24 protein-coding genes are annotated in these 25,928 nt (G+C 61.8%); 21 read left to right on the forward strand and 3 right to left on the reverse strand.

Annotated elements, in window-relative coordinates:
- Positions 1 to 17 precede the first annotated feature (17 nt).
- The 3 genes from PPN31114_RS03890 to PPN31114_RS03900 all read left to right on the forward strand — a co-directional run bounded on the left by PPN31114_RS03890 (position 18) and on the right by PPN31114_RS03900 (position 4,160).
- On the forward strand, positions 18 to 1,052 hold the full coding sequence (locus tag PPN31114_RS03890) for a 2,5-dihydroxypyridine 5,6-dioxygenase NicX family protein (protein WP_150678156.1): 1,035 nt from the start codon (positions 18 to 20) through the stop codon (positions 1,050 to 1,052).
- Between the two features lie 31 nt (positions 1,053 to 1,083).
- Positions 1,084 to 1,728 (forward strand): isochorismatase family protein, encoded by a 645-nt coding sequence (locus tag PPN31114_RS03895; protein ID WP_150678157.1) that lies wholly within the window; start codon positions 1,084 to 1,086, stop codon positions 1,726 to 1,728.
- A 143-nt stretch (positions 1,729 to 1,871) separates the two neighbouring features.
- Positions 1,872 to 4,160, forward strand: coding sequence for a xanthine dehydrogenase family protein molybdopterin-binding subunit (locus PPN31114_RS03900; protein ID WP_150678158.1), 2,289 nt, complete (start codon positions 1,872 to 1,874; stop codon positions 4,158 to 4,160).
- Positions 4,161 to 4,212: 52 nt separating this feature from the next.
- Here PPN31114_RS03900 and PPN31114_RS03905 read toward each other — a convergent pair whose 3' ends face one another.
- Positions 4,213 to 4,659, reverse strand: coding sequence for a MarR family winged helix-turn-helix transcriptional regulator (locus PPN31114_RS03905; RefSeq protein WP_150678159.1), 447 nt, complete (start codon positions 4,657 to 4,659; stop codon positions 4,213 to 4,215).
- A 468-nt stretch (positions 4,660 to 5,127) separates the two neighbouring features.
- On the opposite strand from PPN31114_RS03905, the gene PPN31114_RS03910 reads away from it, so the two are divergent.
- From PPN31114_RS03910 to PPN31114_RS03925, 4 genes are read left to right on the forward strand one after another with little or no spacing between them, the layout of a single operon-like run.
- Positions 5,128 to 6,114, forward strand: a complete 987-nt coding sequence (locus PPN31114_RS03910) for an ABC transporter substrate-binding protein (RefSeq protein WP_150678160.1) — start codon at positions 5,128 to 5,130, stop codon at positions 6,112 to 6,114.
- On the forward strand, positions 6,111 to 6,995 hold the full coding sequence (locus PPN31114_RS03915; protein ID WP_246182388.1) for an ABC transporter ATP-binding protein: 885 nt from the start codon (positions 6,111 to 6,113) through the stop codon (positions 6,993 to 6,995). The genes PPN31114_RS03910 and PPN31114_RS03915 overlap by 4 nt, the downstream gene beginning before the upstream one ends.
- Before the next feature lie 23 nt (positions 6,996 to 7,018).
- A complete protein-coding gene (locus PPN31114_RS03920) occupies positions 7,019 to 7,783 on the forward strand; it encodes an ABC transporter permease (RefSeq protein WP_150678161.1) in 765 nt (254 codons plus the stop codon).
- A 20-nt stretch (positions 7,784 to 7,803) separates the two neighbouring features.
- The gene (locus tag PPN31114_RS03925; RefSeq protein ID WP_150678162.1) at positions 7,804 to 8,535 is read left to right on the forward strand and encodes an ABC transporter permease; all 732 of its coding nucleotides are present in this window, start codon (positions 7,804 to 7,806) and stop codon (positions 8,533 to 8,535) included.
- 13 nt (positions 8,536 to 8,548) lie between these two features.
- On the opposite strand, the gene PPN31114_RS03930 is transcribed toward PPN31114_RS03925, so the two are convergent.
- Positions 8,549 to 9,403 carry an AraC family transcriptional regulator gene (locus PPN31114_RS03930; protein ID WP_150678163.1) on the reverse strand — a complete coding sequence of 285 codons (855 nt, stop codon included), beginning with the start codon at positions 9,401 to 9,403 and terminating at the stop codon, positions 8,549 to 8,551.
- Positions 9,404 to 9,656: 253 nt separating this feature from the next.
- On the opposite strand from PPN31114_RS03930, the gene PPN31114_RS03935 reads away from it, so the two are divergent.
- From PPN31114_RS03935 to PPN31114_RS03975, 9 genes are all read left to right on the forward strand, one after another.
- Positions 9,657 to 10,715 (forward strand): aromatic ring-hydroxylating oxygenase subunit alpha, encoded by a 1,059-nt coding sequence (locus PPN31114_RS03935; RefSeq protein WP_217426912.1) that lies wholly within the window; start codon positions 9,657 to 9,659, stop codon positions 10,713 to 10,715.
- Positions 10,702 to 11,661 carry a PDR/VanB family oxidoreductase gene (locus PPN31114_RS03940; protein ID WP_150678164.1) on the forward strand — a complete coding sequence of 320 codons (960 nt, stop codon included), beginning with the start codon at positions 10,702 to 10,704 and terminating at the stop codon, positions 11,659 to 11,661. Before PPN31114_RS03935 ends, PPN31114_RS03940 begins: the two co-directional genes overlap by 14 nt.
- 107 nt (positions 11,662 to 11,768) lie before the next feature.
- Complete coding sequence (locus PPN31114_RS03945) at positions 11,769 to 12,974, forward strand: FAD-dependent monooxygenase (protein ID WP_150678165.1); 1,206 nt, start codon at positions 11,769 to 11,771, stop codon at positions 12,972 to 12,974.
- A 45-nt stretch (positions 12,975 to 13,019) separates the two neighbouring features.
- Entirely contained in the window at positions 13,020 to 13,772 is a 753-nt protein-coding gene (locus PPN31114_RS03950; protein WP_150678166.1) for a maleate cis-trans isomerase family protein, read from the forward strand.
- 23 nt (positions 13,773 to 13,795) lie between these two features.
- Entirely contained in the window at positions 13,796 to 14,680 is an 885-nt protein-coding gene (locus tag PPN31114_RS03955) for an alpha/beta fold hydrolase (protein ID WP_150678167.1), read from the forward strand.
- Positions 14,667 to 15,722 carry a 2,5-dihydroxypyridine 5,6-dioxygenase NicX family protein gene (locus PPN31114_RS03960; RefSeq protein ID WP_150678168.1) on the forward strand — a complete coding sequence of 352 codons (1,056 nt, stop codon included), beginning with the start codon at positions 14,667 to 14,669 and terminating at the stop codon, positions 15,720 to 15,722. Before PPN31114_RS03955 ends, PPN31114_RS03960 begins: the two co-directional genes overlap by 14 nt.
- Positions 15,712 to 16,347, forward strand: a complete 636-nt coding sequence (locus PPN31114_RS03965) for an isochorismatase family protein (protein ID WP_150678169.1) — start codon at positions 15,712 to 15,714, stop codon at positions 16,345 to 16,347. The genes PPN31114_RS03960 and PPN31114_RS03965 overlap by 11 nt, the downstream gene beginning before the upstream one ends.
- Before the next feature lie 73 nt (positions 16,348 to 16,420).
- Positions 16,421 to 17,737, forward strand: a complete 1,317-nt coding sequence (locus tag PPN31114_RS03970) for an MFS transporter (protein WP_150678170.1) — start codon at positions 16,421 to 16,423, stop codon at positions 17,735 to 17,737.
- A 110-nt stretch (positions 17,738 to 17,847) separates the two neighbouring features.
- Positions 17,848 to 19,029, forward strand: a complete 1,182-nt coding sequence (locus PPN31114_RS03975; protein WP_150678171.1) for a benzoate/H(+) symporter BenE family transporter — start codon at positions 17,848 to 17,850, stop codon at positions 19,027 to 19,029.
- A gap of 9 nt (positions 19,030 to 19,038) precedes the next feature.
- Here PPN31114_RS03975 and PPN31114_RS03980 read toward each other — a convergent pair whose 3' ends face one another.
- The gene (locus tag PPN31114_RS03980) at positions 19,039 to 20,409 is read right to left on the reverse strand and encodes an APC family permease (RefSeq protein ID WP_150678172.1); all 1,371 of its coding nucleotides are present in this window, start codon (positions 20,407 to 20,409) and stop codon (positions 19,039 to 19,041) included.
- Between the two features lie 233 nt (positions 20,410 to 20,642).
- Between PPN31114_RS03980 and PPN31114_RS03985 the strand changes: the two genes are divergently transcribed.
- The 5 genes from PPN31114_RS03985 (at position 20,643) to PPN31114_RS04005 (ending at position 25,887) form a co-directional block, all read left to right on the forward strand.
- Complete coding sequence (locus tag PPN31114_RS03985; RefSeq protein ID WP_150678173.1) at positions 20,643 to 21,938, forward strand: MFS transporter; 1,296 nt, start codon at positions 20,643 to 20,645, stop codon at positions 21,936 to 21,938.
- Positions 21,939 to 22,213: 275 nt separating this feature from the next.
- Positions 22,214 to 23,125 carry a LysR substrate-binding domain-containing protein gene (locus tag PPN31114_RS03990; RefSeq protein ID WP_150678174.1) on the forward strand — a complete coding sequence of 304 codons (912 nt, stop codon included), beginning with the start codon at positions 22,214 to 22,216 and terminating at the stop codon, positions 23,123 to 23,125.
- Positions 23,126 to 23,178: 53 nt separating this feature from the next.
- Positions 23,179 to 24,507: an LLM class flavin-dependent oxidoreductase gene (locus tag PPN31114_RS03995; RefSeq protein WP_150678175.1), complete on the forward strand. Its 1,329-nt coding sequence runs from the start codon at positions 23,179 to 23,181 to the stop codon at positions 24,505 to 24,507.
- 31 nt (positions 24,508 to 24,538) lie between these two features.
- Entirely contained in the window at positions 24,539 to 25,039 is a 501-nt protein-coding gene (locus PPN31114_RS04000; protein ID WP_150678176.1) for a flavin reductase family protein, read from the forward strand.
- 146 nt (positions 25,040 to 25,185) lie between these two features.
- Positions 25,186 to 25,887, forward strand: coding sequence for a helix-turn-helix domain-containing protein (locus PPN31114_RS04005; RefSeq protein WP_150678177.1), 702 nt, complete (start codon positions 25,186 to 25,188; stop codon positions 25,885 to 25,887).
- The last annotated feature ends 41 nt before the right edge of the window (positions 25,888 to 25,928 follow it).

Genomic DNA, 25,928 nt, shown 5'->3' on the forward strand with positions numbered 1-25,928 from the left:
GACACAGGAGTCAAACCATGGCCATCAGCGATTACCAATTGATCGAGGCGTGGAAAGAGGTGCTAACGCTCTCGAAGCTCGAGCGCGGTCAGACGGTCACGATCCTGACCAGCGCCTCGACGCACCCGCAAACGCTGCAATGCGCAATGATCGCCACGCAGTCGATGGGGGCGATCGTCAATCGGCTAGACCTGCCGCCGGTCAATGGCGAAAAGGCCTTTAGCCGCGATTCGCTGTCATATCTGGGCACGACGCCACTCACCGGCAACCGCGCCGCCATTGCCGCACTGAAAGAAAGCGATCTCGTGCTCGACCTGATGACGCTGCTGTTCTCGCCGGAGCAGCACGACATTCTCAAGAGCGGCACGAAGATCCTTTTGGCCGTCGAGCCGCCGGAAGTGCTGGCGCGCATGGTGCCGACACAAGCCGACAAAACGCGTGTGCTGGCGGCGGCAGCGAAACTCGGCGCGGCACGCGAGATGCGCGTGACGTCGCCCGCCGGTACCGCCTTGGTGTGTCCAATGGGGGAATTCGGGCCGACGGCCGAGTACGGCTTCGTCGACGAGCCGGGGCGCTGGGACCACTGGCCAAGCGGCTTTGCGCTGTCGTATCCGAACGATCACACGGCGCACGGCACCATCGTGATCGACCGTGGCGACATCCTGTTGCCGCAAAAGCGCTATGTCACCGAGCCGATCGTGCTGACGGTCGAGAAGGGCTACGCGACCCGCATCGAAGGTGGCGTGGATGCGGCGCTGCTGCGCGACTACATGGAGACGTTTCGCGACCCCGAGGGCTATGCCATCTCGCATATCGGCTGGGGGCTTCAACCGCGCGCCCGGTGGTCGACGCTCGGCCTTTATGACCGCGAGGCGACCATTGGCATGGATGCACGCGCTTTCGAAGGCAACTTCCTGTTCTCGCTCGGCCCGAACAACGAAGGCGGCGGCAGCCGCACCACTACGTGCCATATCGATATTCCGCTGCGCAATTGCACGGTGATGCTCGACGATGCCGTGATGGTGAAAGACGGTCGCGTGATTAACGAGTAAATCCAACGAATTCTGCCAAGAGAACATCCCTATGAGCGATACCTCACAACACGCCGAAGCGCAGGTCTACCAGCGGCAAGGCTTCGGTACGCCGCTGCCGGTGCACGGCAACATCGGCCTGTTGATTATCGATCTCGTGGTCGGTTTTGCCGACCCGAAGACCTTCGGCGGCGGCAATATCCCGCAGGCCATCGCGCGCACGGTCGACGCGCTGGCACTGGCGCGCAAACACGGCTGGCCGGTCGCGCACAGCCGCATCGTCTATGCGGACGACGGTAGCGACGACAACGTGTTTTCGCTCAAGGTGCCGGGCATGGCGACCCTGACCGAAGATCATCCGAACAGCGCCATCGTGCCGGAACTCACGCCGGCGCCGGGCGAGCTCGTGGTGCGCAAAGTGGTGCCGTCGGCATTCTTCGGCACTCAACTCGCGCCGTGGCTGTCGCAGCGCGCCGTGCAAACGTTGCTCGTGTGTGGCGCAGTCACTAGCGGCTGCGTGCGAGCGAGTGTGGTCGATGCGATGTCGCACGGGTTCCGGCCGCTGGTGTTGTCCGACTGCGTGGGCGATCGCGCCATTGCGCCGCACGAGGCCAATCTATTCGATATGCAGCAAAAATACGCGGCGGTGATGCCGCTGGCGGATGCCATCGAGGCCATCGAGCGGCGAACTCGCTGATAGCGCGGTGGGCGTTGCAGCGTAACGCCTGCCAAATCGAGGGGAGGGTGGCGAGCGCGATGGTTGACGCGCCAATATTGGCCCTCTAGCGTGATGACTGACATGGCGCGATGGCGCCTGCCGAACCACAGGAATCTCCGCTCGTGAACCGCACTGAATTGCTGGCGCGCGAAGGCTGCCTGACGGTGATCCGCCAGCCCGCCGCGCCCATCAAGCCTGCTCCCGGCCAGCCCGGCAGCCATTCGACGTTCGTGCCCGCCGTGCCCGAAGTGTTCGTCGCTGTGCTCGACGATGGCCGCATTCTCGCCTTCAACGGTCACGTCGATCTGGGTACGGGCATTCGCACGTCGCTGGCGCAGATCGTGGCGGAAGAGCTCGATGTGGCGGCGGCACAGGTCGAAATGCAACTCGGCCATACCGATGCAACACCCAATCAGGGGCCGACCATCGCAAGCGCCACGATTCAGATTTCCGCGATTCCGTTGCGATGCGCAGCCGCGCAAGCGCGTCATGCGCTCATCGAGCTAGCCAGTCGCCGCTTCGGCATGGCTGCGGCGCGGTTGCACTGTGACGGCGCTCGCGTCTTCGGTGAGACCCCAAACGGCGACGAATGCAGTGCGTCGTTCGCGGAACTCGTCCAAGGCGAACGCCTCGCGCTCACACTCGATTTACAGACCCCCGTCAAAGATCCGGCGACTTATCGTGTCGTCGGCAAATCGTCGCGGCGCGTCGACCTGCCCGCCAAGGCGAGTGGGCAACTCACGTTCGTGCACGACATGCGCGTTCCCGGCATGCTGCATGGCCGCGTGGTGCGTCCGCCCTATAGCGGTGTCGATACCGGCGCATTCGTTGGGACATCGTTGCTCTCGGTCGACGAGGCGTCGGTCTCCCATTTGCCGGGCGTCAAGGCGGTGGTGGTGATTGGTGACTTCGTCGGTGTTGTCGCATTGCGCGAGGAACAGGCCATTCGCGCCGCGCGCGAACTGCGTGTGACATGGAAGCCGCTGCCGCCACTCCCAAGCATGGACAATCCCGCCACGGCAATTGCGTCGGCACCGGCCAAGCGCCGTGCGTTGCTGGAAGAAGGGGATGTCGACGCCGTGTTCAACCGCGACGACGTCGTGACGCTCGAGCGAACGTACGTCTGGCCCTATCAGATGCACGGCTCCATTGGGCCGTCATGCGCGCTGGCCGACTATCGCGCTGCGGGCGAGGGGCGAATTACCGTTTGGTCGGGCACGCAGAATCCTGTGTCGTTGCGCTATGACCTCGCGCAATTGATCGCGCGCGACGAAGCGGACATCGATATTGTTCGCATGGAGGCCGCAGGCTGCTACGGCCGCAATTGCGCGGACGATGTGTGCGGCGATGCGCTGCTGCTCTCGCGTGCCGTTGGGGCGCCGGTGCGCGTGCAGTTATCGCGTGCCGACGAGCATCTTTGGGAGCCGAAGGGAACGGGGCAGGTGGTGAGTGTGCGTGGCGCGGCAACGCGCGACGGCGAACTGCTGGCCTATGATTTCGCCGCGCGCTACCCCTCAAACGACGCGCCAATTCTGGCGTCTTTGCTCACTGGGGTCGTGCCGCCGGTGGGTGGCGTCTTCGAAATGGGGGATCGCACGGCAGTATCGCCTTACGAGAGCCCGAACCGCCGCTTCGTTTGCGACGATATGGCGCCGCTGGTGCGTGCGTCATGGCTTCGCGGCGTATCGGCGCTCCCCAACTCGTTTGCGCATGATTCATTTGCCGATGAAATGGCGGCAGCCGCAGGCGTCGATCCCTTGGCGTTCAAGCTCCATCACTTGAAAGACCCACGTGCGATTGAATTGCTGGAGGCCGTCGCGACCCGCGCGGGCTGGACGCCACGCTCGCAAGATTCGCTTCGTTGGGACACTGATCAACGTTATGTGCGAGGGCGCGGCGTTTCTTATGCGCGCTACGTACATAGCCGCTTCCCGGGATTCGGTGCGGCGTGGTCGGCGTGGATTGCCGACGTGCTGGTCGATCGCATCACCGGCGAAGTCAAGGTCGAGCGCATCACGGTCGGACAGGACACTGGCACGATGATCAACCCCGACGGGGTGCGCCATCAATTGCACGGCAACGTCGTGCAGGTGCTTAGCCGTTCGCTAAAAGAGCGCGTTCGCTTCGTCGACGGCCGAGTGGCAAGCCGCGAGTGGGGCGGCTATCCGATACTGACTTTCGCTGAATTGCCTGCGCTGGACGTCGTCCTCATGCCACGCCAGGGCGAGCCGCCGATGGGGGCGGGCGAATCTGCGTCGGTGCCGGGCCCTGCTGCGCTGGCCAACGCGATCTACGACGCGACAGGCGTGCGTATCGTCGCACCGCCATTCACGCCCGAGTCGGTGCGCGCCGCGTTGGCGCAAGCCGGGCGGCTACTCCAGCCCGAAGCGCACGCGGCCTCGCCCACGTAAGCCACGTAAGCCACATTAGCGATGTGAGCGTGCGGCGCGGCGCACGCTCGTGTCATTCCACGGCTTCGGCATCCATCATCTTGCGCAGCAAAAACAGCAGCGCCACGCGCTCACCCGGGTTCAACGTGCCGTAGGTGCGCTCAGTCACTTCTTTGGCGAACGGCACGGTGCGGTTAATTAGGGCGAGACCATCTTCCGTCGCCTGCACGAGCAATTTCCGGCCGTCGTTCGGGTCGGCATTGACCTCGATGAGCTTGCGCGCTTTCAGGCGTTCGACAACGCCGCGAATGGTGGCCTGATCGATCGCCGTCGTCTTGACGATGTCGTTGAGCGAGCACGACTGCTTTTCCTTGACCGTGCACAGCGCGACGAATTGCGCCGCCGTCAAATCGGAATCGGGAATGGCGTCTTGAAAAATAGCGACGTGACGCTGATAGGCGCGCCGTAGCAGATGACCGATCTGGTCGTGGAAGTCGTAAGAGTCTTTGCGCGACGTCATGAGGCGATGCCCTGATGGAAGTGGGTGAAGTGTACACCCGATAAACGTAAAGACCGATGCGCCGATAAATCGCGATTTACGCCAATTTGCGCCACATCAAACGGGTGACGTCGCTGCAAATCGCGCCGCGCCATTGGGGTGCATGGCGCGTCTCGCGGCACCAAACCCGGGATGTCATGCACGGCAGTGTGGCGTAGGCGACATTTTATAACGTACACATTAATTTTCCGATCGAAAAATGCGCGATGATCGAGTCACGTTCTGCGCATCGGAAGTTTTCCGCAATGCGTCTTTATGCCTTTATTTACATAGGTTTTATGATGGTGCGGCGCAGCTGAGTGCAAACCCCTAGGCGATGGCATGAACATTGCGTTGCAATGATAATTTGAGTGTCTACAATGTATTTTGCGTGAGCAGCATGCGCGCAAAGTCCGACGAACCTTTTGCAAGTTTGACCCGGAGCTGAAGATGACGAATCTGTTCAAGCGCGCTTGCCTGACGTTGGGCGCTGCGGCCATGTTGTTACCCGCGGCGCGCGCGGTTCACGCCGAAGAGATCTCGGTGACGCAGTGGGGAAACAGTCTGTACGGGCTACCTTACGCGGTAGCGATGGACAAGGGCCTGTTCAAAAAGGCCGGTATCGACATCACCGGCATCCTTAGCTCGGGCGGCGGCGGCACGACGGTGCGCAACATTCTCGCCAGCAAAACACCGTACGGCGAAGTCGCAGTGTCTGCCGCACTTGCCGCAGCGCGTCAGGGCATGGACGTCGTCATCGTCAATGTCGGCACGCGCAGCGTTGCGGAAGCGTCGATGGTGACGATGCCCAATAGCGATGTGAAATCGATCAACGATCTGGTCGGCAAGAAAGTAGCGATCACGTCGCCGAAGAGCGTGTCCGAAATGCTGTTTCTCATGGCGCTGCGCGACAAAGGCATCGATCAGGCCAAGGTCACGCGCGTGGCGTCGGGCGGCTATGTCAACGGCATGACGATGCTCGAACAAGGCGCCGTCGCCGGTGCTGTGGCGATCGAGCCGCTGTCGATCGTGCGCAAAGACAAATATCGCGTGGTCTATCGCGCAGGTGATCTGCTGCACCCGATGACGACATCCGTCGGCATCACCACGCGCGAATTCGCGAAATCCCATCCGGAAGTTTTGCGCGCGATTATCGCTGGCCGCCGTGCCGGGGTTGAGGCGACGTACGCCGATCCGGCAGGGGCCGCAAAGATTCTCGAAACCAGTTTCAAGCTCACACCGGCGGTGGCCAAGGAAGCGGTCGACAACATGGTGCGCTCGCGGATGTGGAGCACGGGCGAATTCGATCGCGCCGAGCTCGATCGCATGGTCGACGGGCTCAAGCTTGTCGGCGAAATCAAGGACAACGTCGACTGGTCGAAGTTGGTCGATAAGGACTTTCTGCCTGCCGATCTGAAGACCAAGGGGACGCTATGAACCTGCCGTACGGGAATACCATGCTGCACATCGTCGAAGGATCGGCTGCACGCGCACCCGTCGCGGTCGCGGCGGCGCAGCCCGAGCCGCATGCCGTGCTCACCGGCGTGACGCGCTACTTCAACAAGCCCGGCGAGCGTGAGTTGTTTCACGCACTCGGCCCCATCGATCTGACGTTGCTCAAGGGCGAGTTTTTTTCGGTGGTCGGCCCGTCCGGCTGCGGCAAATCGACGTTGCTCGATGCGCTGGCCGGACTCGCCAAGCCCAGCAGCGGCACGGTGACGTTCGAGGGACGCGAGATTAAGGGCGTACCCGACGGCGTGGGCGTCGTCTTTCAGGAAGACGCTTCGTTCCCGTGGCTCACGGTGCGCGACAACATCTCGTTCGGGTTGCGCATGGCCGGTGTCGACGGCGCGGAAGTGAAACGCCGCGTCGACTACGCGATGGGCTTCATGGGCCTGCGCGATTTCGCGAACGCGTATCCGGCACAACTCTCAGGGGGCATGCGCCAGCGCGTGTGCATCGCGCGCACGCTGGTGATTCAGCCCCGGCTGATTCTCCTCGACGAACCGTTCGGCGCGCTCGACCAACAGACGCGCTTATTGATGGGCGACGAATTGCTTCGCCTTTGGCGCGAGACGTCGGCCACCGTGCTCCTGATTACGCACGCGCTCGACGAAGCCGCCATGTTGTCGGATCGCGTGGGCGTGATGTCGTCACGCCCTGGGCTGTTCATCGACATCGTCGAGACCGGCTGGGAGCGCGATCGCGATAGTCAGGTCGTGTCGACGCCGCGCTTCGGTGAAATCACGTCGCGTCTTTGGGAAAAACTGCGCATCGAATCGCTCAAAGTCATGGGCGCTGACCGCGCGGCGCATTGACGCACGAGCTGCCAGGAGTCGAGATGAACCTACGAATGATCAAGCGGGAAACCGCGTGGCGCAGCGGTGTGGTGATCGGCTTTGTGCTGCTCATCGAAGTGCTGTGCCGCGCAGGGGCCATACCGGCATCGGTGATGATCGCCCCAAGCGCCATGGCAACACATGCCATCGAGATACTGCGCGAAGGGCGTTTTATGCACGATATCGCGACGAGTTTCGTCAATATCGTGGCGGCGTCGATTGTGGCGGTGGTGCTCGGTTTTGTCCTGGGGCTTGCCATCCACGTGGTGCCAAGTGTGCGCCGGGCGATCGAACCGATTATGGCGAGCTACTACGCGGTGCCGACGTTTATTTTTTACCCAGTCTTTATCGTGTTGTTCGGCGTGGGCTCGCTGCCCATCATTGCCATTGCCGTCATGCTGGCCGTGGTGACGATGATTACGGCCACGCTGACCGGTCTTGATCGCATTCCGCGCTCACTGACGAAAACGGCCAGTGTGATGCGGCTCTCGCCATGGCAGTCGGCGTTGCGCGTCAAGCTGCCCGCCGCATTGCCGTATCTGTTCAGCGGCGTGAAGCTGTCGGTAGCGTACGCGTTCATCGGCGTGATTGCCTCCGAGTTCATCTTGTCGGGGTCGGGCATTGGGTACGCGATCGGTTACGCCTACAACAACTTCGAGAACGACGACATGTATGCCTTGATGCTGATGGTGCTCGTCGCCGTCACGCTCATCAACGTGGTGCTCAATCGTCTCGACACGCGCTTTCAGGCGCGGCGTCAGCGCTGAGCGCAGAACGGAGAATTCGCATGAAGAAGCTGATCGGCCCCTTGGGCGTCGTGCTTGTGGTGGTGCTGGCTTGGGAGGCGCTGCATCTTGCAGTGGGGAGTGCGTCGCTAAGCTCGCCCGCACAGACCGTCGCGGAACTCTGGCAAATGCTCGGCACGGAGGCGTTCTGGGACAACGTGGCCGAAACCGGCCGCGCTTTGATCTACGCGTTGGTGATTGCGGTGGCTGGCGGCATCGTGCTGGGGGTGCTGCTGGGCATCAACCGGATGGCGGGCACGGTCGCCGAGCCGTTGCTCGTCAATCTTTACTCGCTGCCGAAGGTCACGCTATATCCGCTGGTGCTTCTGATCTTCGGGCTCGGGTTGTCGGCCAAAGTGGCATTTGGCGTCATGCACGGCCTCATTCCTATCCTCGTGTTCACGATGAATGCGATCCGGCAGATGAAGCCCGTTTATTTGCGCGCCGCCCACACCATGCGCATGCCGTTTCGTCAGATTGTCTGGCGCATTGTGCTTCCGGCGATCTTCCCCGAGATTGTGGCTGGCATGCGGCTCGGTTTCTCGCTGACACTGCTGGGCGTGTTGATCGGTGAGATGTTCGCGTCGCAAAAAGGCTTGGGCTACCTGCTCACCAATGCGATGAACCTCGGTGACATCGGCACAATTATGTCGGTAGCACTCTTCCTCACGTTGTTCGCGCTAACGTGCAATGGCCTGCTCATGGCAGCCGACAAGCGTCTGAAACATCGATAAGGCATCCGGCAATTTATTCGCTGATGGCGGGCAGCACGGGATACGGCTGCTCCGCTATCGGCGCCGGTTGCGCACAGGCACGGCGTTCGTGCATATATTGCCCGGGCGGCGCGCCAAAGGCCTTTTTGAACATCACGATAAAGGCCGCCGTCGATTCGTATCCCAGTGCCAGCGCGACTTGCTGGACACTGACCCCCGCCGATAAGTCGCGCAACGCGACCACCAGTTGAAGCTGCTGGCGCCATCGGCCAAAGCTCAGACCGGTCTCCTTCATCACCAGACGATCGAATGTGCGCTCGCTCATCGCAACGGCCTTTGCCCAATCGGCGCGCGAGCGCCGGTCGGCCGGGTTCTCGATCAGCGAGTTGCACACGTAGCGCAACTTCGGGTGCGACGACAGCGGCAGCGTGTGGTGTTCTGCCGGGGCACCGGACAACTGATCCAACAACACCTGACAGAACTGTGCATAACGCGTGGCGTCGGGAAACGCATCGCCATGATCGGCCAGATGAATCACCATCTCGCGCACGACTGGGCTTACCGATAACAGCGAAGGGCGCGAGGGCAGCACCAGCGCGTCGGGCTCGACAAACAGAAAAATAATCTGCGCGTCCACGCTGGCATGGTTGCTATGCGGCAAGTTGCCCGGAATCCAGACTCCAGCATGCGGCAGCACCATCAGCAGCGCATTCGACACACGGCACGTGACGCTGCCGCGCAATGCGAACACCAGCTGTCCCTTCCGGTGTTGGTGAACCGGTTGCTCGTCCTCCGCACCGACGACGTTGACTCGCAACGCAACGGTCTGGCTGGCAACGTCGGGATCGAACTGCACGTACGACCCGCTTAACGACTTCGTGAATGACATGGGCTGATTCTCGGGGACATGCGTAGTGATTTATCTACAGTCAACGACCCGTGTCAACGAATCAAAATACGGTGAAACCCTAGCATCTAGGCCCCAAAACCGGGCAAATGGGGCCGAACTCACGGTTGGCGGTTTTTGATAATCGATTGGCGAACTTGAAGAACGACAAGCAAAAATTGGTTCGCAATACTGGCGCCACGCTGATCAGGAGACTCAGCGATACACGCACCAGCATCCAAGCGAGAACGACATCATGAACGCCCCAACCGAAATGAAAGTTGTCCCGATCACCGCCCTCGACGGCTGCCAGGACCCCGTGCTCTTGAACGAATGGCACGTCGTCGGCTACGCCGATGAATTCAAGGCGGGCACCATTTATCCGACGCGCCTTCTCGAGCGCGACCTGATCGTCTGGCGTAGCGAATCCGGAGAGATTCACGTCTGGGAAGACCTCTGCATACACCGCGGCGCACGCTTGTCAAAAGGGTGGATTACCAACGATCACGTGGTTTGTCCGTATCACGGCTGGGAGTACGACTGCACGGGCAAATGCACGCGCATGCCAGCCGCGCCTGACGAGACGCCGATGAAGAAAGCACGCGCTTTCCCTTACACGGCACAAGAGAAGTTTGGGTTCGTGTGGGTATGCCTCGGCGAGCCGCAGTCGGACATTCCCGACTTTCCGGTGTGGCACAGCGACCAGTACATGAAGGTGCACTCCGGCCCGTATGTCTATAACGGCAACGGGTACCGCGCCATCGAGAACTTCATCGACGCGTCGCACTTTCCGTTCGTCCATGCGGGCTTCAACGGCGTAAAGGAGAATGCCGACCGCCTCGAACCCTACACGGTTGACGAAGTGGAAACCGGCTTGCGCTCGTCGGAAGTGCGGGTCTTTCAACCGATCGGCGATGCGACGGGCCACCCGCTCGTGGCCTATTACACGTATCACGCGTTCCGACCGCTCATCGCTTACTTCAGCAAGCGCACGCAGCGCTCGGACGACAAGGGCAACCCTATCACCGACCATTCAGATACTTTCGGCACGCTGTTCACCGTGCAGATGGTCGACGCGACGCATTGCATTGTGCGTGTGTGCGCAGGACTCAACGTGACGCCGTCGCCGGACCCCGAAGCCGTGCGCGCACGCGCCGACATCATCTTCAATCAAGACAAGGACATCGTCGAGACGCAGCGCCCCGAGCGCATTCCGACCGAGCTGCGCTACGAGCTTCACCACCGCACGGACCTGATGGGGCAACGCTACCGCATGTGGCTGCGCAACAAGGGGATTTCGTATGGCGTCATCTAAATCCACCGCCGACATCGCGGTACGCCTTGATGGGGTCAGCTTCGGCGCGGCCGGTATCAATCTGTATCGCTTTTGTTCGCTAGACGGCTCGGCACTGCCTGCTTTCGAGCCCGGCGCGCACATCGATGTCCAGATCTCGGCTGAACATCGCCGCCAGTACTCGTTGATTTGGCCTGCGCCGTCGGCCGACAGCTACGTCGTCGCGGTTCAGGTGGCAGAAGCGGGGCGGGGCGGCTCGAAGGCGCTGCACTACGAAAGCGTGGTGGGATCGACGCTTCATATTTCAGCGCCGAGGAATCACTTTCCGTTGCAGCCGGGCGCAGACAGTTATGCCTTGTTCGCGGGGGGAATCGGCATCACGCCGATCGTCTCGATGTTCCGGCATCTGAAGAGTGCTGGGAAACGTGTCGATCTGTACTACTGGTCAGCCAACCCGAATCGGACGTTGTTTCACAAGGAACTCGTCGATGACCCGTGCGTACACCTGATGTTCGAGACCAGCCCCGGGCAGCCGCAAAGGATGATTACCGACGTGATTCGCAGTCTGCCTGCGCACGCACATCTCTATTGCTGCGGCCCGGCAAGGATGCTCGACGAGTTCGATGCCATGGCCACGTCACGGGCGGAAGGCTCGACGCACCGGGAACGGTTCAGCGCACCGGTGGAGACGTTGCCGCGTGGCGTCTTCAAGGCCTATCTGAAGAAATCGAACAAGGTGTTGACGGTCGGCCCGGAGGAGACGCTTCTGCAAGCCTGTCTGGCGAGTGGCGTGGATGCGGCTTACTCGTGCGAAGAGGGCGTCTGTGGCGCCTGCGAGGTAGCCGTGCTGGAGGGAAAGGTAGATCACCGTGACAGCGTTTTGACACCCAGCGAACGAGAGGCGGGCCGAAAAATGATGATTTGTTGCTCGCGGGCCAAGGACGAATCGGTCGTACTCGACCTTTGATCTGGCCGGAAACGCTGGCAGGCAACAAACAACACTGAGAAATAGGTGGCTACGTGGTGAGCGAGATAGCTGCGTCTATAAGTAGTACACCGAATTAAGGAGTCAACATGAAAGTCGGAATTATTGGTGGCGGCATCGGCGGTGCGGCACTGGCACTTGCCTTGAATCAGCAGGGCATCGATGCCCACATCTTTGAGCGTGCACCGGCCTTTGGCGAAATCGGCGCCGGGGTGCAGATGACACCGAATGCCGTCAAAGTCCTCAATGCCCTTGGGCTGGGCGGGGAATTGCAGAAAGTCGGCTTCCTGCCCGAAGCCATGGTGGGCCGCAACTGGGAAGACGCGCGTCAGTTGTTCCGCACGCCGCTCAAAGCCGTCTGTCCGACGCTCTTCGACGCGAACTTCTACCACGTTCATCGTGCCGATTTGCTCAGCCTCCTGTGCGAGGGAATCGACGCCGACAAAGTCACCTTCAATGCCGCCTGTACCGGCGTCGAGCATCGCAACGGTCGGGCCGTCGCGTCGTTTGCCGATGGGTCGACTTTCGAGGCGGATCTGATCGTCGGCGCCGACGGCATTCACTCGGTCGTTCGCAATAGCCTCTGGGGCAAGACACCGGCCAGCTTCACCGGGCATATGTGCTGGCGTGCGCTCGTGCCGGTCGATCAGCATCCGTTGCCGTTCGTCAGCCCGGACGCCTCGTTCTGGATGGGCCCGAAGTCCCACATCGTCACCTACTACGTCAAAGGTGGCGCGGCGGTGAACATCGTCGCCGTGGCCGAGAGCGACAAATGGGTGGCGGAATCGTGGACCGAGCCGAGCTCGCGGGAAGAACTGCTTGCCGCGTTCACCGGGTGGCACAGCGACATTGTCGATCTGTTCCGAATGACCGACTCCGCCACGACGTTCAAGTGGGGGCTGTTCGATCGCGACCCGATGCCTCAATGGTCGAAGGGCGCAGTCACGCTGCTCGGCGACGCCGCGCACCCGATGTTGCCGTTCCTCTCGCAGGGCGCAGCGATGGCCATCGAAGACGGATATGTCCTCGCTCAGGCGCTCGCTCATTTCGACGACTTGCAAGAAGCCTTGTCCGCCTACGAGGAAGAGCGCCGTCCGCGTACCGCGCGCGTGCAACTGGAGGCCCGCGAACGTGGGCGTACCTATCACCTTGCGACCCCCGAGGAACTGGAAAAGCGCGACCGCGAAATGCGCGAGCAGCAGAAGGCCAATCCGAATGCGGTCGGCATCAAGGCCGAATGGGTCTACGAGTACGACGCCCGTCGTTGCGTCGACCGTTTCCGTCAACCGGCCTGACTAGCGATAGCTCGCCAAACCAGAAAATATCGAGGGAGTCAGGGCATGACTAAGCACTATCGAATCGGACAGATCGTCCCTAGTTCGAACACGACGATGGAAACCGAAATTCCGCAGATGCTGCTCGCGCGGCAGTCTATCCGTCCGGAGCGTTTTACGTTTCATTCGGCGCGTATGCGGATGAAGAAGGTCGTCAAGGAGGAGTTGGCGGCTATGGACGCGGAATCGGATCGCTGCGCAACCGAGTTGAGCGACGCGCGCGTTGATGTGCTCGGCTACGCGTGTCTGGTGGCGATCATGGCCATGGGGCACGGCTATCACCGGGTTTCGCAAGAGCGCCTACGTGCCCGAACGGTCGAGAACGGCGGGGCAGCCCCCGTGATTACCAGCGCCGGGGCGCTTGTCGATGCACTCAAGGTCATTGGTGCCAAACGCATTGTGGTGGTCGCACCGTATATGAAGCCGCTCACGGAACTCGTGGTCGATTACATCCGCAACGAGGGCTATGAGGTGATCGACTATCGCGCGCTCGAAATCCCAGACAACCTCGACGTGGGCCGACACGACCCGGAACGGCTGCCGGAGATCGTCAAATCGCTGAACTACCGCGATGCCGATGCCATTGTGCTGTCGGCTTGCGTGCAAATGCCCTCGCTGCCTGCCATCGCGAAAGTGGAAGCCATGACTGGCAAGCCCGTCATCACCGCGGCTGTCGCCACGACTTACGCGATGCTCAAACGGCTTGAGCTCGAGGCCGTCGTTCCCGGTGCCGGGGCGCTGCTTTCCGGCGCGTATTGAACCGACCGCTTCGCGAGGCATTCATGCAATCCACCTATCGATATGGCGGCCATGTTCATGCGAATGGCATCCGTCAGCATTACCTGCGGTTCTGCGCTGCCGAGCCGCGTGACAGCGGACTCGACCCCGTGATTATCGTGCCGGGCATTACCAGTCCTGCGGCGACTTGGGCCTTCGTCGGCGAGCGCTTCGGCGCCACGTTCGACACCTATGTCCTTGATGTGCGCGGACGGGGGCTGTCGTCGGCGGGGGACGATCTTGACTACAGCCTCGATGCTCAGGCGGCCGACTTGATCGCGTTCGCCGCGGCCTTGAACCTCGATCGCTACAGCGTCGTGGGGCACTCCATGGGGGCGCGCATCGGCATTCGCGCTGCCGCCAAGCAACCTGCTGGGCTCAGACGTCTTGCGATGATCGATCCCCCGGTCTCGGGCCCGGGCCGACGAGCCTATCCCGCGCAACTGCCGTGGTATGTGGACTCGATTCGGCAGTCGCAAATCGGCATGAGCGGTGACGACATGCGAGCGTTCTGCCCGTCGTGGACGCCAGCGCAGCTTCAACTGCGCGCGCAATGGCTCCCTACCTGCAACGAACTTGCCGTTCGCGCCAGCTTCGACGGGTTTCATACCGACGATGTGCACGCGGATCTTCCGAAGCTGGACATCCCGGCGCTGCTCATGACGGCCGAGCGCGGCGACGTCGTACGCGACGCCGACGTGACGGAGATTCGCCAGGCGATGCCGCACCTCGACCACGTGCGTGTCGCCGACGCGGGCCACATGATTCCGTGGGACAACGAGGACGGCTTCTACGCGGCGTTCGGCGGCTTTCTCGGCGCGCCGCTCGACGCGTCTACCGACCGACATCTCAACCCGATTGCGCACGGAGGCTCCCATGCCCGTCAGTGACTATCAGATGGTGGAGGCGTGGACGAAAGTCCTCAAGCTGTCGAAATTGGAGGCGGGGCAGACCGTCACCATTCTGACCAGCGCTTCGACGCACCCGCAAACGCTTTCCACGGCATTGATCGCAACGCAGTCGATGGGCGCGATCGTCAATCGCCTCGATCTGCCGCCGGTCAACGCCGAGAAATCGCTCAGCCGCGATCAGTTGGCCTACCTCGGCACGACACCGCTGACCGGCAACCGGTCAGCGATTGCGGCGCTCAAGGAAAGCGATCTGGTGCTGGATCTGATGACGCTGCTGTTCTCGCCCGAGCAGTTAGACATTCTCAAGTCGGGCACCAAGATCTTGCTCGCCGTCGAGCCGCCCGAAGTGCTTACCCGGCTGGTGCCGAGCGAATCGGACAGAACGCGGGTGCTCGCCGCACGCAAGCGCATCGCCGAGGCGAGAGAAATGCACATCGTCTCGGCGGCGGGCACGGACTTTCGTTGTCCGCTGGGCGAGTTCGAACCCATTGCTGAATACGGTTACGTCGACGAGCCCGGCCGCTGGGACCACTGGCCGAGCGGCTTCGCGCTGACGTTTCCCAACGACGGCCAAGCGTCGGGGCGCATCGTGATCGACCGGGGCGACATCCTTTTGCCTCAGAAATCGTACGTCACCGACCCGATCGAACTAACGGTGGAGGGCGGCTACGCGATCGAGATCAACGGCGGCGTCGATGCGCAGTTGCTTGCGAACTACATGGCGACGTTCGAAGACCCCGAGGCCTACGCCATCTCGCACATCGGGTGGGGACTGCAACCCCGGGCGCGCTGGTCGACGCTGGGGCTGTACGACCGGGAGGCCACGATCGGCATGGACGCGCGTGCGTTCGAAGGCAATTTCCTGTTCTCGCTCGGACCGAACAACGAGGCCGGTGGCAGCCGCACGACGGCCTGTCACATCGATATTCCGCTGCGAAATTGCGACGTCTATCTGGACGGTGTCGCCGTCGTCAAGCGTGGCGTCGTCACTGACTACCTGGGGGATAAGCATGACCGATGACCTTGAGACCTACCGGCGCCAGAGCTTCGGCAATGCGCTCACACCCGTCGCGCCCTTCGGGCTGTTGATCGTCGACTTCGTGAACGGCTTTGCCGATCCGGCGGTCTTTGGCGGCGGCAACATCCCCGACGCCATCGCACGAACCGTTCCGTTCCTGGCACACGCCCGCGACATGCAATGGCCCGTGGCGCATACCCGCATCGTATTCGCCGATAACGACGCCGATGCCAACGTCTTCACGCTGAAAGTGCCGGGCATGCTCAAGTTGAAAGAGCACGACGCGAACAGCGCCATCGTGCCCGCACTGGCCCCGCAGGCGGGGGAACTCGTCGTGCGCAAGACGGTGCCGTCGGCGTTCTTCGGCACGGGCCTCGCCGCGTGGCTCACGCAGCACGGCGTGCGCACGCTATTCGTCGCCGGGGCGGTCACCAGCGGGTGCGTGCGCGCCAGCGTGGTCGACGCCATGCAATACGGATTCCGGCCGGTCGTGTTGTCCGATTGTGTCGGCGACCGTGCCCTTGGCCCTCATGACGCCAACCTGTTCGATATGGCGCAGAAGTACGCCGCCGTGGTCACGCGCGATGAGGCTTTCTCTATGACCGAGAGGAGGCAAGCGCAAGCGTAGTCGTATCTCTAATTAGAAGTCGTTCGGCACCCACGAAACGACGCCCCGGGTTGACAAAGTTTTGGAGATTTTCATGAGTTCGACTTCCGCAACGACGGATGCTGTTGAGATCCGTGGAGAATCACTACGCAGGAACGATGTAAAAACGCTGGCGCTAGCGTCCTTAGGCGGTGCGCTGGAGTACTACGACTTCATCGTTGCCGTTTTCTTTACCAAACTGCTCGCCACCGTTTTCTTTCCGCCGCAAACGCCGGAATGGCTGGCGCAACTCGAGTTGTTCTGTATCTTCGCGGCGGGTTATCTGGTCCGACCGATTGGCGGCATCTTCTTCGCGCACTTTGGCGATCGCATTGGCCGCAAGAAGATGTTCGCGCTCAGTCTGTTCCTGATGGCCGCGCCAACGCTGCTGATCGGTCTGCTGCCCAGCTACACCACGGTGGGCATGGCGGCGCCGTTGCTGTTCTTGCTGTGCCGGGTGCTGCAAGGGCTTTCTGTCGGCGGCGAAGTTCCGGGCGCATGGATCTTCTGCGCCGAACACGTCAAGCGCGACCGCGTGGGCCTCGCGTGCGGTTTGCTGATGGGCGGCTTGTGCCTTGGCATTCTGCTCGGTGCCCTGAGCGCCAAGTACCTGATGGGCAACTTCGCGGCAGAGGACTTGAAGAGCTGGGGCTGGCGCTTGCCGTTTATTGCCGGTGGTGTTTTCGGGCTGGTGTCGGTCTACCTGCGCCGGTATTTGCATGAAACACCGGTGTTTGAAGCGCTGCGGGCGAAGCGCGCCGCTGACGCGCGTCTGCCGCTCGCCGTGGTGCTGACGCAGCATCGCCGTGCCGTGGTGTATTCGATGCTGGCAACGTGGGTGTTCTCCGGCATCTTCGTGATCTACTTTCTCTACACGCCGACGTTTCTTCAGACCCAGTTCCATCTGGCACCCAACGTGGTGTTCGCCAACAACTCTTGGTCAATCTTCGGTCTCATTCTCGGCAGCATTGTGGCCGGATGGGCGGCGGACCGCATCGGTGGTGGGCGGGCTTACGCCATTGGCTGTGTGGCGATGTTTATCGTGTGCGGCGCGTTCTATCTGGGATTGCAGCGTGACGGCACGGCCATCTGGTCGCTCTATATCGCGGGCGGATTCCTGATCGGCACGATTACGCTGGGACCCTACATCATCATCAAGAGCTTCCCGCCGAGCGTTCGATTCACGGGCTTCGCACTGTCGTACAACACGGCCTATGCGGTGTTCGGCGGGACCGCACCCGCTATCGCGTCGTTCTTGGTCGGTAAGCAAGGCATCACCATGGCGCCCGCTTGGTATGTCGCCGGGTTGTGTGTTCTGGGCGCCGTCATCGGCTTGGTGTGGCGCGCGCCCGCCGAAGACGCGCTCGAGTAATTAGGCCGCGCAGTCTTGCCGTCCCTGGTGGTTGGATTCACGGCACACGGGGACGGCCAACGAGCGGGGTGTTTTCGCCTCAATACGTCAAGTCGTCGCCGTAGGCTCCCATGTCCACACAGAACACCGCTACCCTCGCGCCCGGGCGTGCCTTTGCGCTGTACTTCACGCTCGCGCTGGTGGCCGCCAGTTTTTCCGCGACGGGACCGGTCGTGATTATTATCTCGGCCGCGCAGCAAGCGGGGCTTAGCGGCCATCAGACGTCGTCGTGGATATTCTCGGCGTTGGCCGTCAATGGCCTCGCCAGTTTGCTGATCAGTTGGAAGACACGGCAGCCGCTCGTCTTCCTCTGGACCATTCCCGGGACGGTGTTGGCCGCCCCCGTCATTGCGCATTACGGACTTGGCGCCGCCATCGGCGTGTATCTCGCATGCGCGGCGGTGCTGGTGCTACTCGCGCTCACGAACGCGATTGCGCTGCTCGACAAGTGGGTGCCGATGCCGATCGTCATGGCGATGATCGCAGGACTCTTCATGCGGTATGCGATCGCCATCGTGACGCAAAGTGTCGCGGCACCGGTTTTAGGTGCCGCCATGGTGCTCGCGTTCTTCGGCCTGCTGTGGATGAACCAGTTTCGCAACCTCTGGCTGCCGCCCATCATCGGTGCTGCTGTGGCGGGGGCCGTCGCGCTCGCGCTAACCGGCTTTCATTGGCCGTCTTCGAGCATCGATAGTTGGTTTGCCACGCCGCAGTTGAGCGCGCCGGTGTGGAACGGCAGGGCGATGTCGGAACTGCTGGTGCCCATGCTTGTGACCATCCTGTTCGTGCAGAATGCCCAAGGCATCGCGGTGGGGCGCTCGGCGGGGTATCCGGTATCGACACGCCTCGTCACCTATAGCAGCGCCATCCTGACGTGCCTCACCGCCCCGTTTGGCGGCTGCCCGTCGGTGCTGGCCGGTCCGTGCAATGCGGTACTCGTGTCTGACGGGCCGTCGGGACGGCATTGGATCGGTGCCGTGACGGCGAGCGCTTTGTTTGTGGGCATCGGGTTGCTGTCGTCCGCCTACGCCAGCCTGCTCACGAGTCTGCCGATGGCGTTCACCGCCATCCTCGCGGGGCTGTCGATGCTGGGCGTCATTCAGAAGTCGCTGGTGAGTGCGTTTACGTCGGAGGTTTCGCTAAGCGCCTTGGCAACGCTTGTCGTTACGCTAAGCGACGTCACTGTCTTCGGTATCGGCAGCGCCTTCTGGGGCATTGTGATCGGGTGTGTTCTCGCCTTGCGCGTGAAGTAGCCGGGACGATCAACCGGGTGCGGTTCGCCAAATCCGCTTGCGGTTGAGCAGCAATGGGACGGCACCGATGGCAATGCCGCCCATCCCGACGATGTTGGTCACCCAGTCGAAGGTCGGGATGCTGTATAGCGCAATGAAGAACAGGAACACGCCGCTGGCGACCGGCCAGATGACATGCGTGACGGCCACCCACGGCCCTTGCGTCAGCACTTTGCGGTAATACCAGCCGCACGCAAAACCCGTCAGCCCGAGATAGAAGCAAATCTGGAAACCGATGGCGGTAATCGAATCCTGAAGGATGACGTTGATGGTCGGCAGATACGACGACATCAGCAGCAGCACCAGCCCGGTGATCCAGATGAAGAAGATAGCGACGTGCGGCGTGCGCCAAACCGGATGCAAGCGAGCGTAGCGGTGGTGCAGGGCGCCGTCGCGGCTTTTCGCGAACAGGGTGCGCGTGAACTGCAACATCTGCGTCTCGACCGTGCCCACCGTGCTCAGCAATACCGCGATGATCGCGACGTAGCCCCACGTCGGGCCGAACAACTTCTCGGCGATGGCGAAGATGATGTTCGTGTTGTAGTGCTGGATCTCGGCGTCCGAGAGCCCGAGCAGCGCAATGACGATGAACACGAGAAAAAACACCATCAGAAACACCATCGACCAGAACGCGGCACGACCGGGCGTGCGATTGGCGTCCCGCGTCTCCTCGCTGAGATTCATGGTCACGTCCCAGCCGTAAAAGAAGAAGATCGCCACCAGTGCCCCGTTGGCAAACAGCTTTGGCGTGAAGTCGAACGGCCAGAACCATCGCCACGAAAACGCGTGCTCGGCCGCGTGCGGGAAGATGAAGAAGCTCGCCACGATGATCACCAGCAAGATCACGCCTTCGACGATCGTCATCAGCACCTGCACGTAGCTTGTGAGCTTGATCCCCTTGACGACCACCGCGCTGACCACCGTGAGCCACGCGGCAGCGATCAGTGTCACGTAGTGCACGTTGTTCATTAGGGGGCGATCGAAGATGAGCAAGGTGGCATTGGCCGCCGGAATCATGGCGGACACCATGAAGACACAACAGAGCACCAGCAACGCCCAGCCTGCAAAAAAGCCGAGCGCTCGCCCGAAGACCATGCTCACCCACGAGTAAGACGTGCCCGCGCTGGCCAAGGCGCGGTTCATGTTGATAAACGCGTAGGCGATGCCGAACATGATGAGCCCGCATACCAGAATGCTCGCGGGCGAGAGGGTGCCGGCGGTGCCGATGATGGTGGAAGTGGTGATTTCGATGCTGTAGGCGGGCGCGGTACCGGCGATGCCCATGATGATCGATTCGACGATGCCCAGCGAATCAGCGTTGAGCTTGGCGGGTTGATCCATGGGCGCACACCTTGCGGTTGACGTCGGTGGATCGACTTTTACTCCGCACCGGTGCAACAGACAAGTCTCGTTGTCCCGCTGACGCCAATTTTGCCAAATTTCAATCAGAAAGAAATTTCACCGAAAAACGGTCAATAATTTCATGTAGGTGAAATCTCTAATATCGATGTCGTTTTCGGCTGCCCAGAATGCAGACTCAGATCATTGCAATGTCTCGCCCTGGAAGGTCGCATATGTCTACCACCGAAATCGGCTGTTACACCGCACGGCAACCCCGCAAGGGCAATCGGACCCGCGACGTGATCGCGGCGAACTTTGGCACGTTCTTCGAGTGGTTCGATTTGCTGGTGTACGCGATGTTCGCGATCACCATTTCCAAGTTGTTCTTCCCGCAGGGCGATCCGCAGTCGGCGCTGCTGTTCAGCCTGATGACGTTTGCGAGCTCATTTCTGATCCGGCCGGTCGGTGCCGTCGTGCTCGGGATCATGGCCGACAAGGTGGGCCGCCGTACCACCTTGAGTTTCGCGGCAATGCTGATGCTCGCAGGCACCGTGCTAATCGCCGTCTCGCCGACGTATGACGTCATTGGTGTTTGGGCGCCGGTCATTCTGGTTACCGGCCGCTTGCTGCAAGGCTTCTCGGTCGGCGGGGAGTTCGGCACGGCGAACTCGTATTTGACGGAGCAGAGCGCCTCGCGCAAGGCATTCTTCGCGAGCCTGCAATTCTCGGCGTCGGGCCTCGCGGTGCTGGCTGCGTCGTTATTCGCGTATTGCCTAAACCACTTTCTCACGCAAGACCAGATCAATTCCTGGGGCTGGCGTGTGCCGTTCCTGTTCGGCTGCTTGATCGGACCGGTTGGCTTGTACATCCGCTCGAAGATCGAGGAGACCGCCGATTTCGAGCAGGTGAAGCGCACGGGTGCCACGGTGCAGAACCCGCTGGCCGAGACGTTCAAGTCGCACAAGCGTTTCGTGCTGATTGGTGCAGTGGTGGCGGCGGCCGGTGTGGTGGCGAGTTTCCTGAACCTCTACATGCCGACCTTCGCGATCAACAATCTCGGGCTGACCAAAGACGACGCGTTCATCGCCTCGATTTGCAGTGGCGTGGTTTGTACGATCGTCCCCATGATCGGTGGCATTACTGCTGACCGTCTGGGTACCGTCAAAGTCATGCGCACCGCCCTGATCCTTGGGGTCATTCTGGTGTTCCCGCTGTTCCAGATGCTCACTCGGTCGCCGTCACTGCTCACGCTGGCCGTCTTCCAGTGCACGCTGTCGCTGGTGTTCTACAGCTTCTACTACGCGCCGATCGGGTCGCTGCTCTCGCAGTTGTTCCCGACGTCGTGCCGCACCACGGGCGTTTCGATCGCCTATGTCATCGCCCAGACGTTCTTTGGCGGTATCACGCCGCTGGTCGTCGGCTTCATGGTCAAGGCGACCGGCAGCGTGATGGCCCCCGCGTACTACATCGTGATCATTGCTGCCTTCGCACTCATCGGGCTGTACGCCAGCCGCAAGCACGTGACGTAATGACCTGAGTAGTGACCCGAGTAATGACCTGACAGCGCAACGCGGGGCTCGCCTCGCCGTTGCACCGACAGCGTTCGCGCCCGACAGGCCCATCAAGGCCGTCGGGCTTTTTGGCCTTGGCAGCTTGCCCCGCATCGATGGGTTTCGGTGCGTCTACCGTATGCAGAAACTGCAATGACAACGCTTATTGATGTCATTGTCTGCAACCCGGCGCTACGCCAAGATGATCTCACGGTCGCGGGAGACATCCCGGGGCCGCCCCTCTGGAGTTCACGATGAACATTCGACAACTGGAAGCCTTCCGCGCCACCGTCATGGCCGGCACCGTGAACGGTGCGGCGGAGACGCTCGAGACGTCGCAATCGACCGTCAGCCGGTTGATCGGGCAACTGGAACGCTCGCTCGCGCTGCCGTTGTTCGACCGGGCTAACGGCCGACTGGTCGCGACGCCAGAGGGGCAGTTGATCTTCGAGCAAGCCGAGCACGCCTTCCGCTCGTACGAGCGCATCCGTGAACTGGCCGCGGATGTGAAGCAGAACCGCGTTGGGCATATCGCCATCTCGTGTATGCCCGCGTTGGGGCTGAGCTTTCTGCCCGGTGTCATTAAGGCGTTCTGCGAGAAACACCCGGGCGTGCATATCTCGCTAGAGATTCAATCGTCGGCGCGCGTCGAAGATTGGATCGCGGCGCAACAGACCGATTTTGGACTGGCCGAACTGCCGTTTGCGCGCGCCGACCTGGCCGTCGACGAGTTCTGCCGTGTGCCGTATTACGCCATCGTGCCGCCCGGGCATGCGCTGGCGGCTAAGCACGAGTTGCAGCCGCAAGATATCGACGGGCTACCGTTCATCTCGATGACCAACGTCTGTCAGGTGCGTCACCACGTCGACCAGTTCTTCGATGCGCACGGCGTGCGCCGCGTGACGTCGCTAGAGACGTCGTATTTGCAAGCGGTCAGCGAATTCGTCCATCTGGGCATGGGCGTCGCGCTGGCCGACCCGTTCACGGTGCACGCCAACCTCGACCGCGTGGTGGCGCGCCCGATGCGGCCCAGTCTCGATTTCGGCGTGGGCCTGCTGTACCCGCGCCGCCGCCCGCTCTCGAAGGTGTGCCGCACCTTCCTCGCTTTCATGCGCGAGTCTCGCGACCGGTGTTTCGCCGACGTCGCGGCGCGCTGCGGTGTTTAGCGCCCACGCCGAACGCTGCCCCCTCCATCCGTCAGCCTTTGAAGAGACACCCCATGACGACTGATCGCAAAATGAAACTCGGCCTGTCGATGCGCTACCTCGGCTATCACGTCGCTGCATGGCGTCACCCGGACGTGCCAGCGGGCGGTGCGCTCGACTATCGCTACTTTCTCGCCAATGCGCAGAAAGCCGAGGCGGCCAAGTTCGACATGATCTTCTTCGCCGACGGGCTGGGCATTCGCGCGCAGGACAACCCGCGCGGCGCGCTAGCGCGCGACATGCGCAACGCCGAGCTGGAACCGCTCACGCTGCTGGCCGCCATTGCCGCGCACACCTCCCATATCGGCCTGATCGCCACGGCGTCGACGACCTACAACGAGCCGTTCCACGTCGCTCGCAAGTACGCGTCGATCGACCACATCAGCGGCGGACGTGCGGGCTGGAACGTCGTCACGTCATGGTCGAACGAGGAGGCTCGCAACTTTGGCCGCGACGAGCATCTGGGTTACGAAGAACGCTACGAGCGCGCCGACGAGTTCGTCGAAGTCGTCAAATCGCTCTGGCAAAGCTGGGAAGACGATGCTTTCTTACGCGACAAGGCGAGTGGCATCTTCTACGACGAGGCCAAGCTGCATGTGCCGAACCATACCGGTAAGCACTTTCAGGTGCGCGGGCCGCTCAACTCGGCACGCACGCCGCAGGGGCGTCCGCTCATCGTGCAAGCGGGCGCATCGGAGGCGGGGCGGGCGCTGGCCGCACGGGAAGCGGACCTCGTCTACAGCAATTCGCACAACCTTGCGCATGCGCAGGCGTACTACCGCGATCTGAAAGGCCGTCTCGCCGCATACGGCCGCGCGACCGACGAGTTGCTGATCATGCCGGGCATCACGCCGTTCGTTGGTCGTACCCGTCAGGAAGCGCAGGACAAGTTCGATCAGTTGCAGGCACTGATCGACCCGATCAGCGGGCTAGCCAGCCTTTACGACGCCTTGGGCGATCTGTCGGGTTACCCCGTCGACGGCCCCGTGCCGCAGGTCGAGCCCAGCCGCAACATCCGCAGCATTGCCGAGAACCTGCTGGCGATGGCCCGTGAGGAGAACCTCACGATTCGCCAGCTGTATCAGCGCGTGGCGGCCACGTACACGGTGCGCATGGTCATCGGCACACCGGCCGATATCGCCGATCAGATGGAGGAATGGTTCCGTAACGAAGCCGCCGACGGTTTCAATATCTGCCCGGCCACATTGCCGCACGGCATCGACGACATGGCCGAGCTGGTCGTGCCCGAACTGCGCCGCCGTGGGTTGTTCCGCAGCGAGTACGAAGGCACGACGCTTCGCGCGAACCTCGGGCTGAAGCCGTTGACGTATCGGCAAGGCTGAGCGCGCAATCCAAACCACAAAGGCCGACTTCATGACTTCCACCGTACAAATTACGGACTTTCAGCAAGCGATGGCGTCGTTCCCGGGCGGCATTACTGCCGTGACCACACGCAGCGCCGACGGCCCCATCGGCATCATCGCGACGGCGGTGTGCAGCCTATCCGCCGAGCCGCCGTCGATTCTCGTCTGCGTTCACAAAAGCGCGTCTGTGCATGACGCCATTCTCGAGACTGGACGGTTTGCCGTGAATTTGCTGTCGACCGAGCATCGGACGCTGGTCGCGCGATTTCAGCAGCAGCGCGGCGCGGCACGCTTCGAGCCTGCGCAATGGACGGCTCTACAAACGGGGGCGCCCATTCTTACCGACGCTGCCGTGGCGCTCGACTGCACGTTACTCGACACCCACGATGGCTACTCACACACGATCATCGTGGGCGCGGTTGCCGCGACGAGGCTCGGCAATACGCCGGACGCCGGTTGTCTGCTCTGGCACGACCGCACGTACGCTCGCAGCAGTCCGTTAGCGGCATAGACCGGCATAAGGCGGCATGGGGGAAGGTACCGGATTGACGCTATATCGAAATCACTCTAAGCTTTTTGAAGTGTGATTGAAATTCGTGAGGCGTACGTTTCACACGTCTCGTTTGCGTCTCCTCGTGTCCCCGATGCCTGCTCGCCATGCCACCGAAGCCGAAAACTGTCACCGCCACACCTTCCACGATGCCAACGGCGCTCGCCGAGGCTGAGTCCGCTGAACGCTTGAAAGACGACCCACCGGTGGATCCTGCCGTGCAGGCCAGCGACATGGAATTGGGCATGCGTTTGCGTGCGATGCGCACGGAGCGCAAGTTCACGCTCAAAGACCTGGCGGCGCGCACCAATATGTCGATCGGCATGCTCAGCCAGATCGAGCGCGGCGTGAGTTCGCCGTCGATGCGCTCGCTGCGTCAGTTGTGTCATGCGCTGGGGGTCGATGGCGCCGCCTTGTTCGCCTCGACGCCCGCCATGGCCGAAGACGCCCCGAACACGTCGGAACCCAGCGAGTTCGTCGTCTGGGCCAGCCAGCGCAAACCGCTGCGCTTGGCCGGGTCGGGCGTGACGAAAGCGCGCATTACGCCGTCGAACTGCGCGTCGCTCGAAGCTTTCATGATGGAGCTCGAGCCGGGCGCGGCATCCGATTCGAATCTGCTGGTGCAAAGCGGCGACAAAGTGGGCTACGTACTGTCCGGCCAGTTGCGCGTGTTCATCGACGACACCACGCTAGTCCTCGGCCCTGGCGACACCTACGGCTTTACCGGCAACCGGCCGTACCGCTGGGAGAACGCGTGGGACGAGCCCACCGTGTTCATGGTCGTGAACAGCAACCACTTCTACGTCTGAGCGCGACTTGCGCGCTGACCTTCGTTTTTTCCTCCAATTGT

This window comes from Pandoraea pneumonica (genome assembly GCF_902459645.1).
In the GTDB taxonomy this organism is placed as follows: domain Bacteria; phylum Pseudomonadota; class Gammaproteobacteria; order Burkholderiales; family Burkholderiaceae; genus Pandoraea; species Pandoraea pneumonica.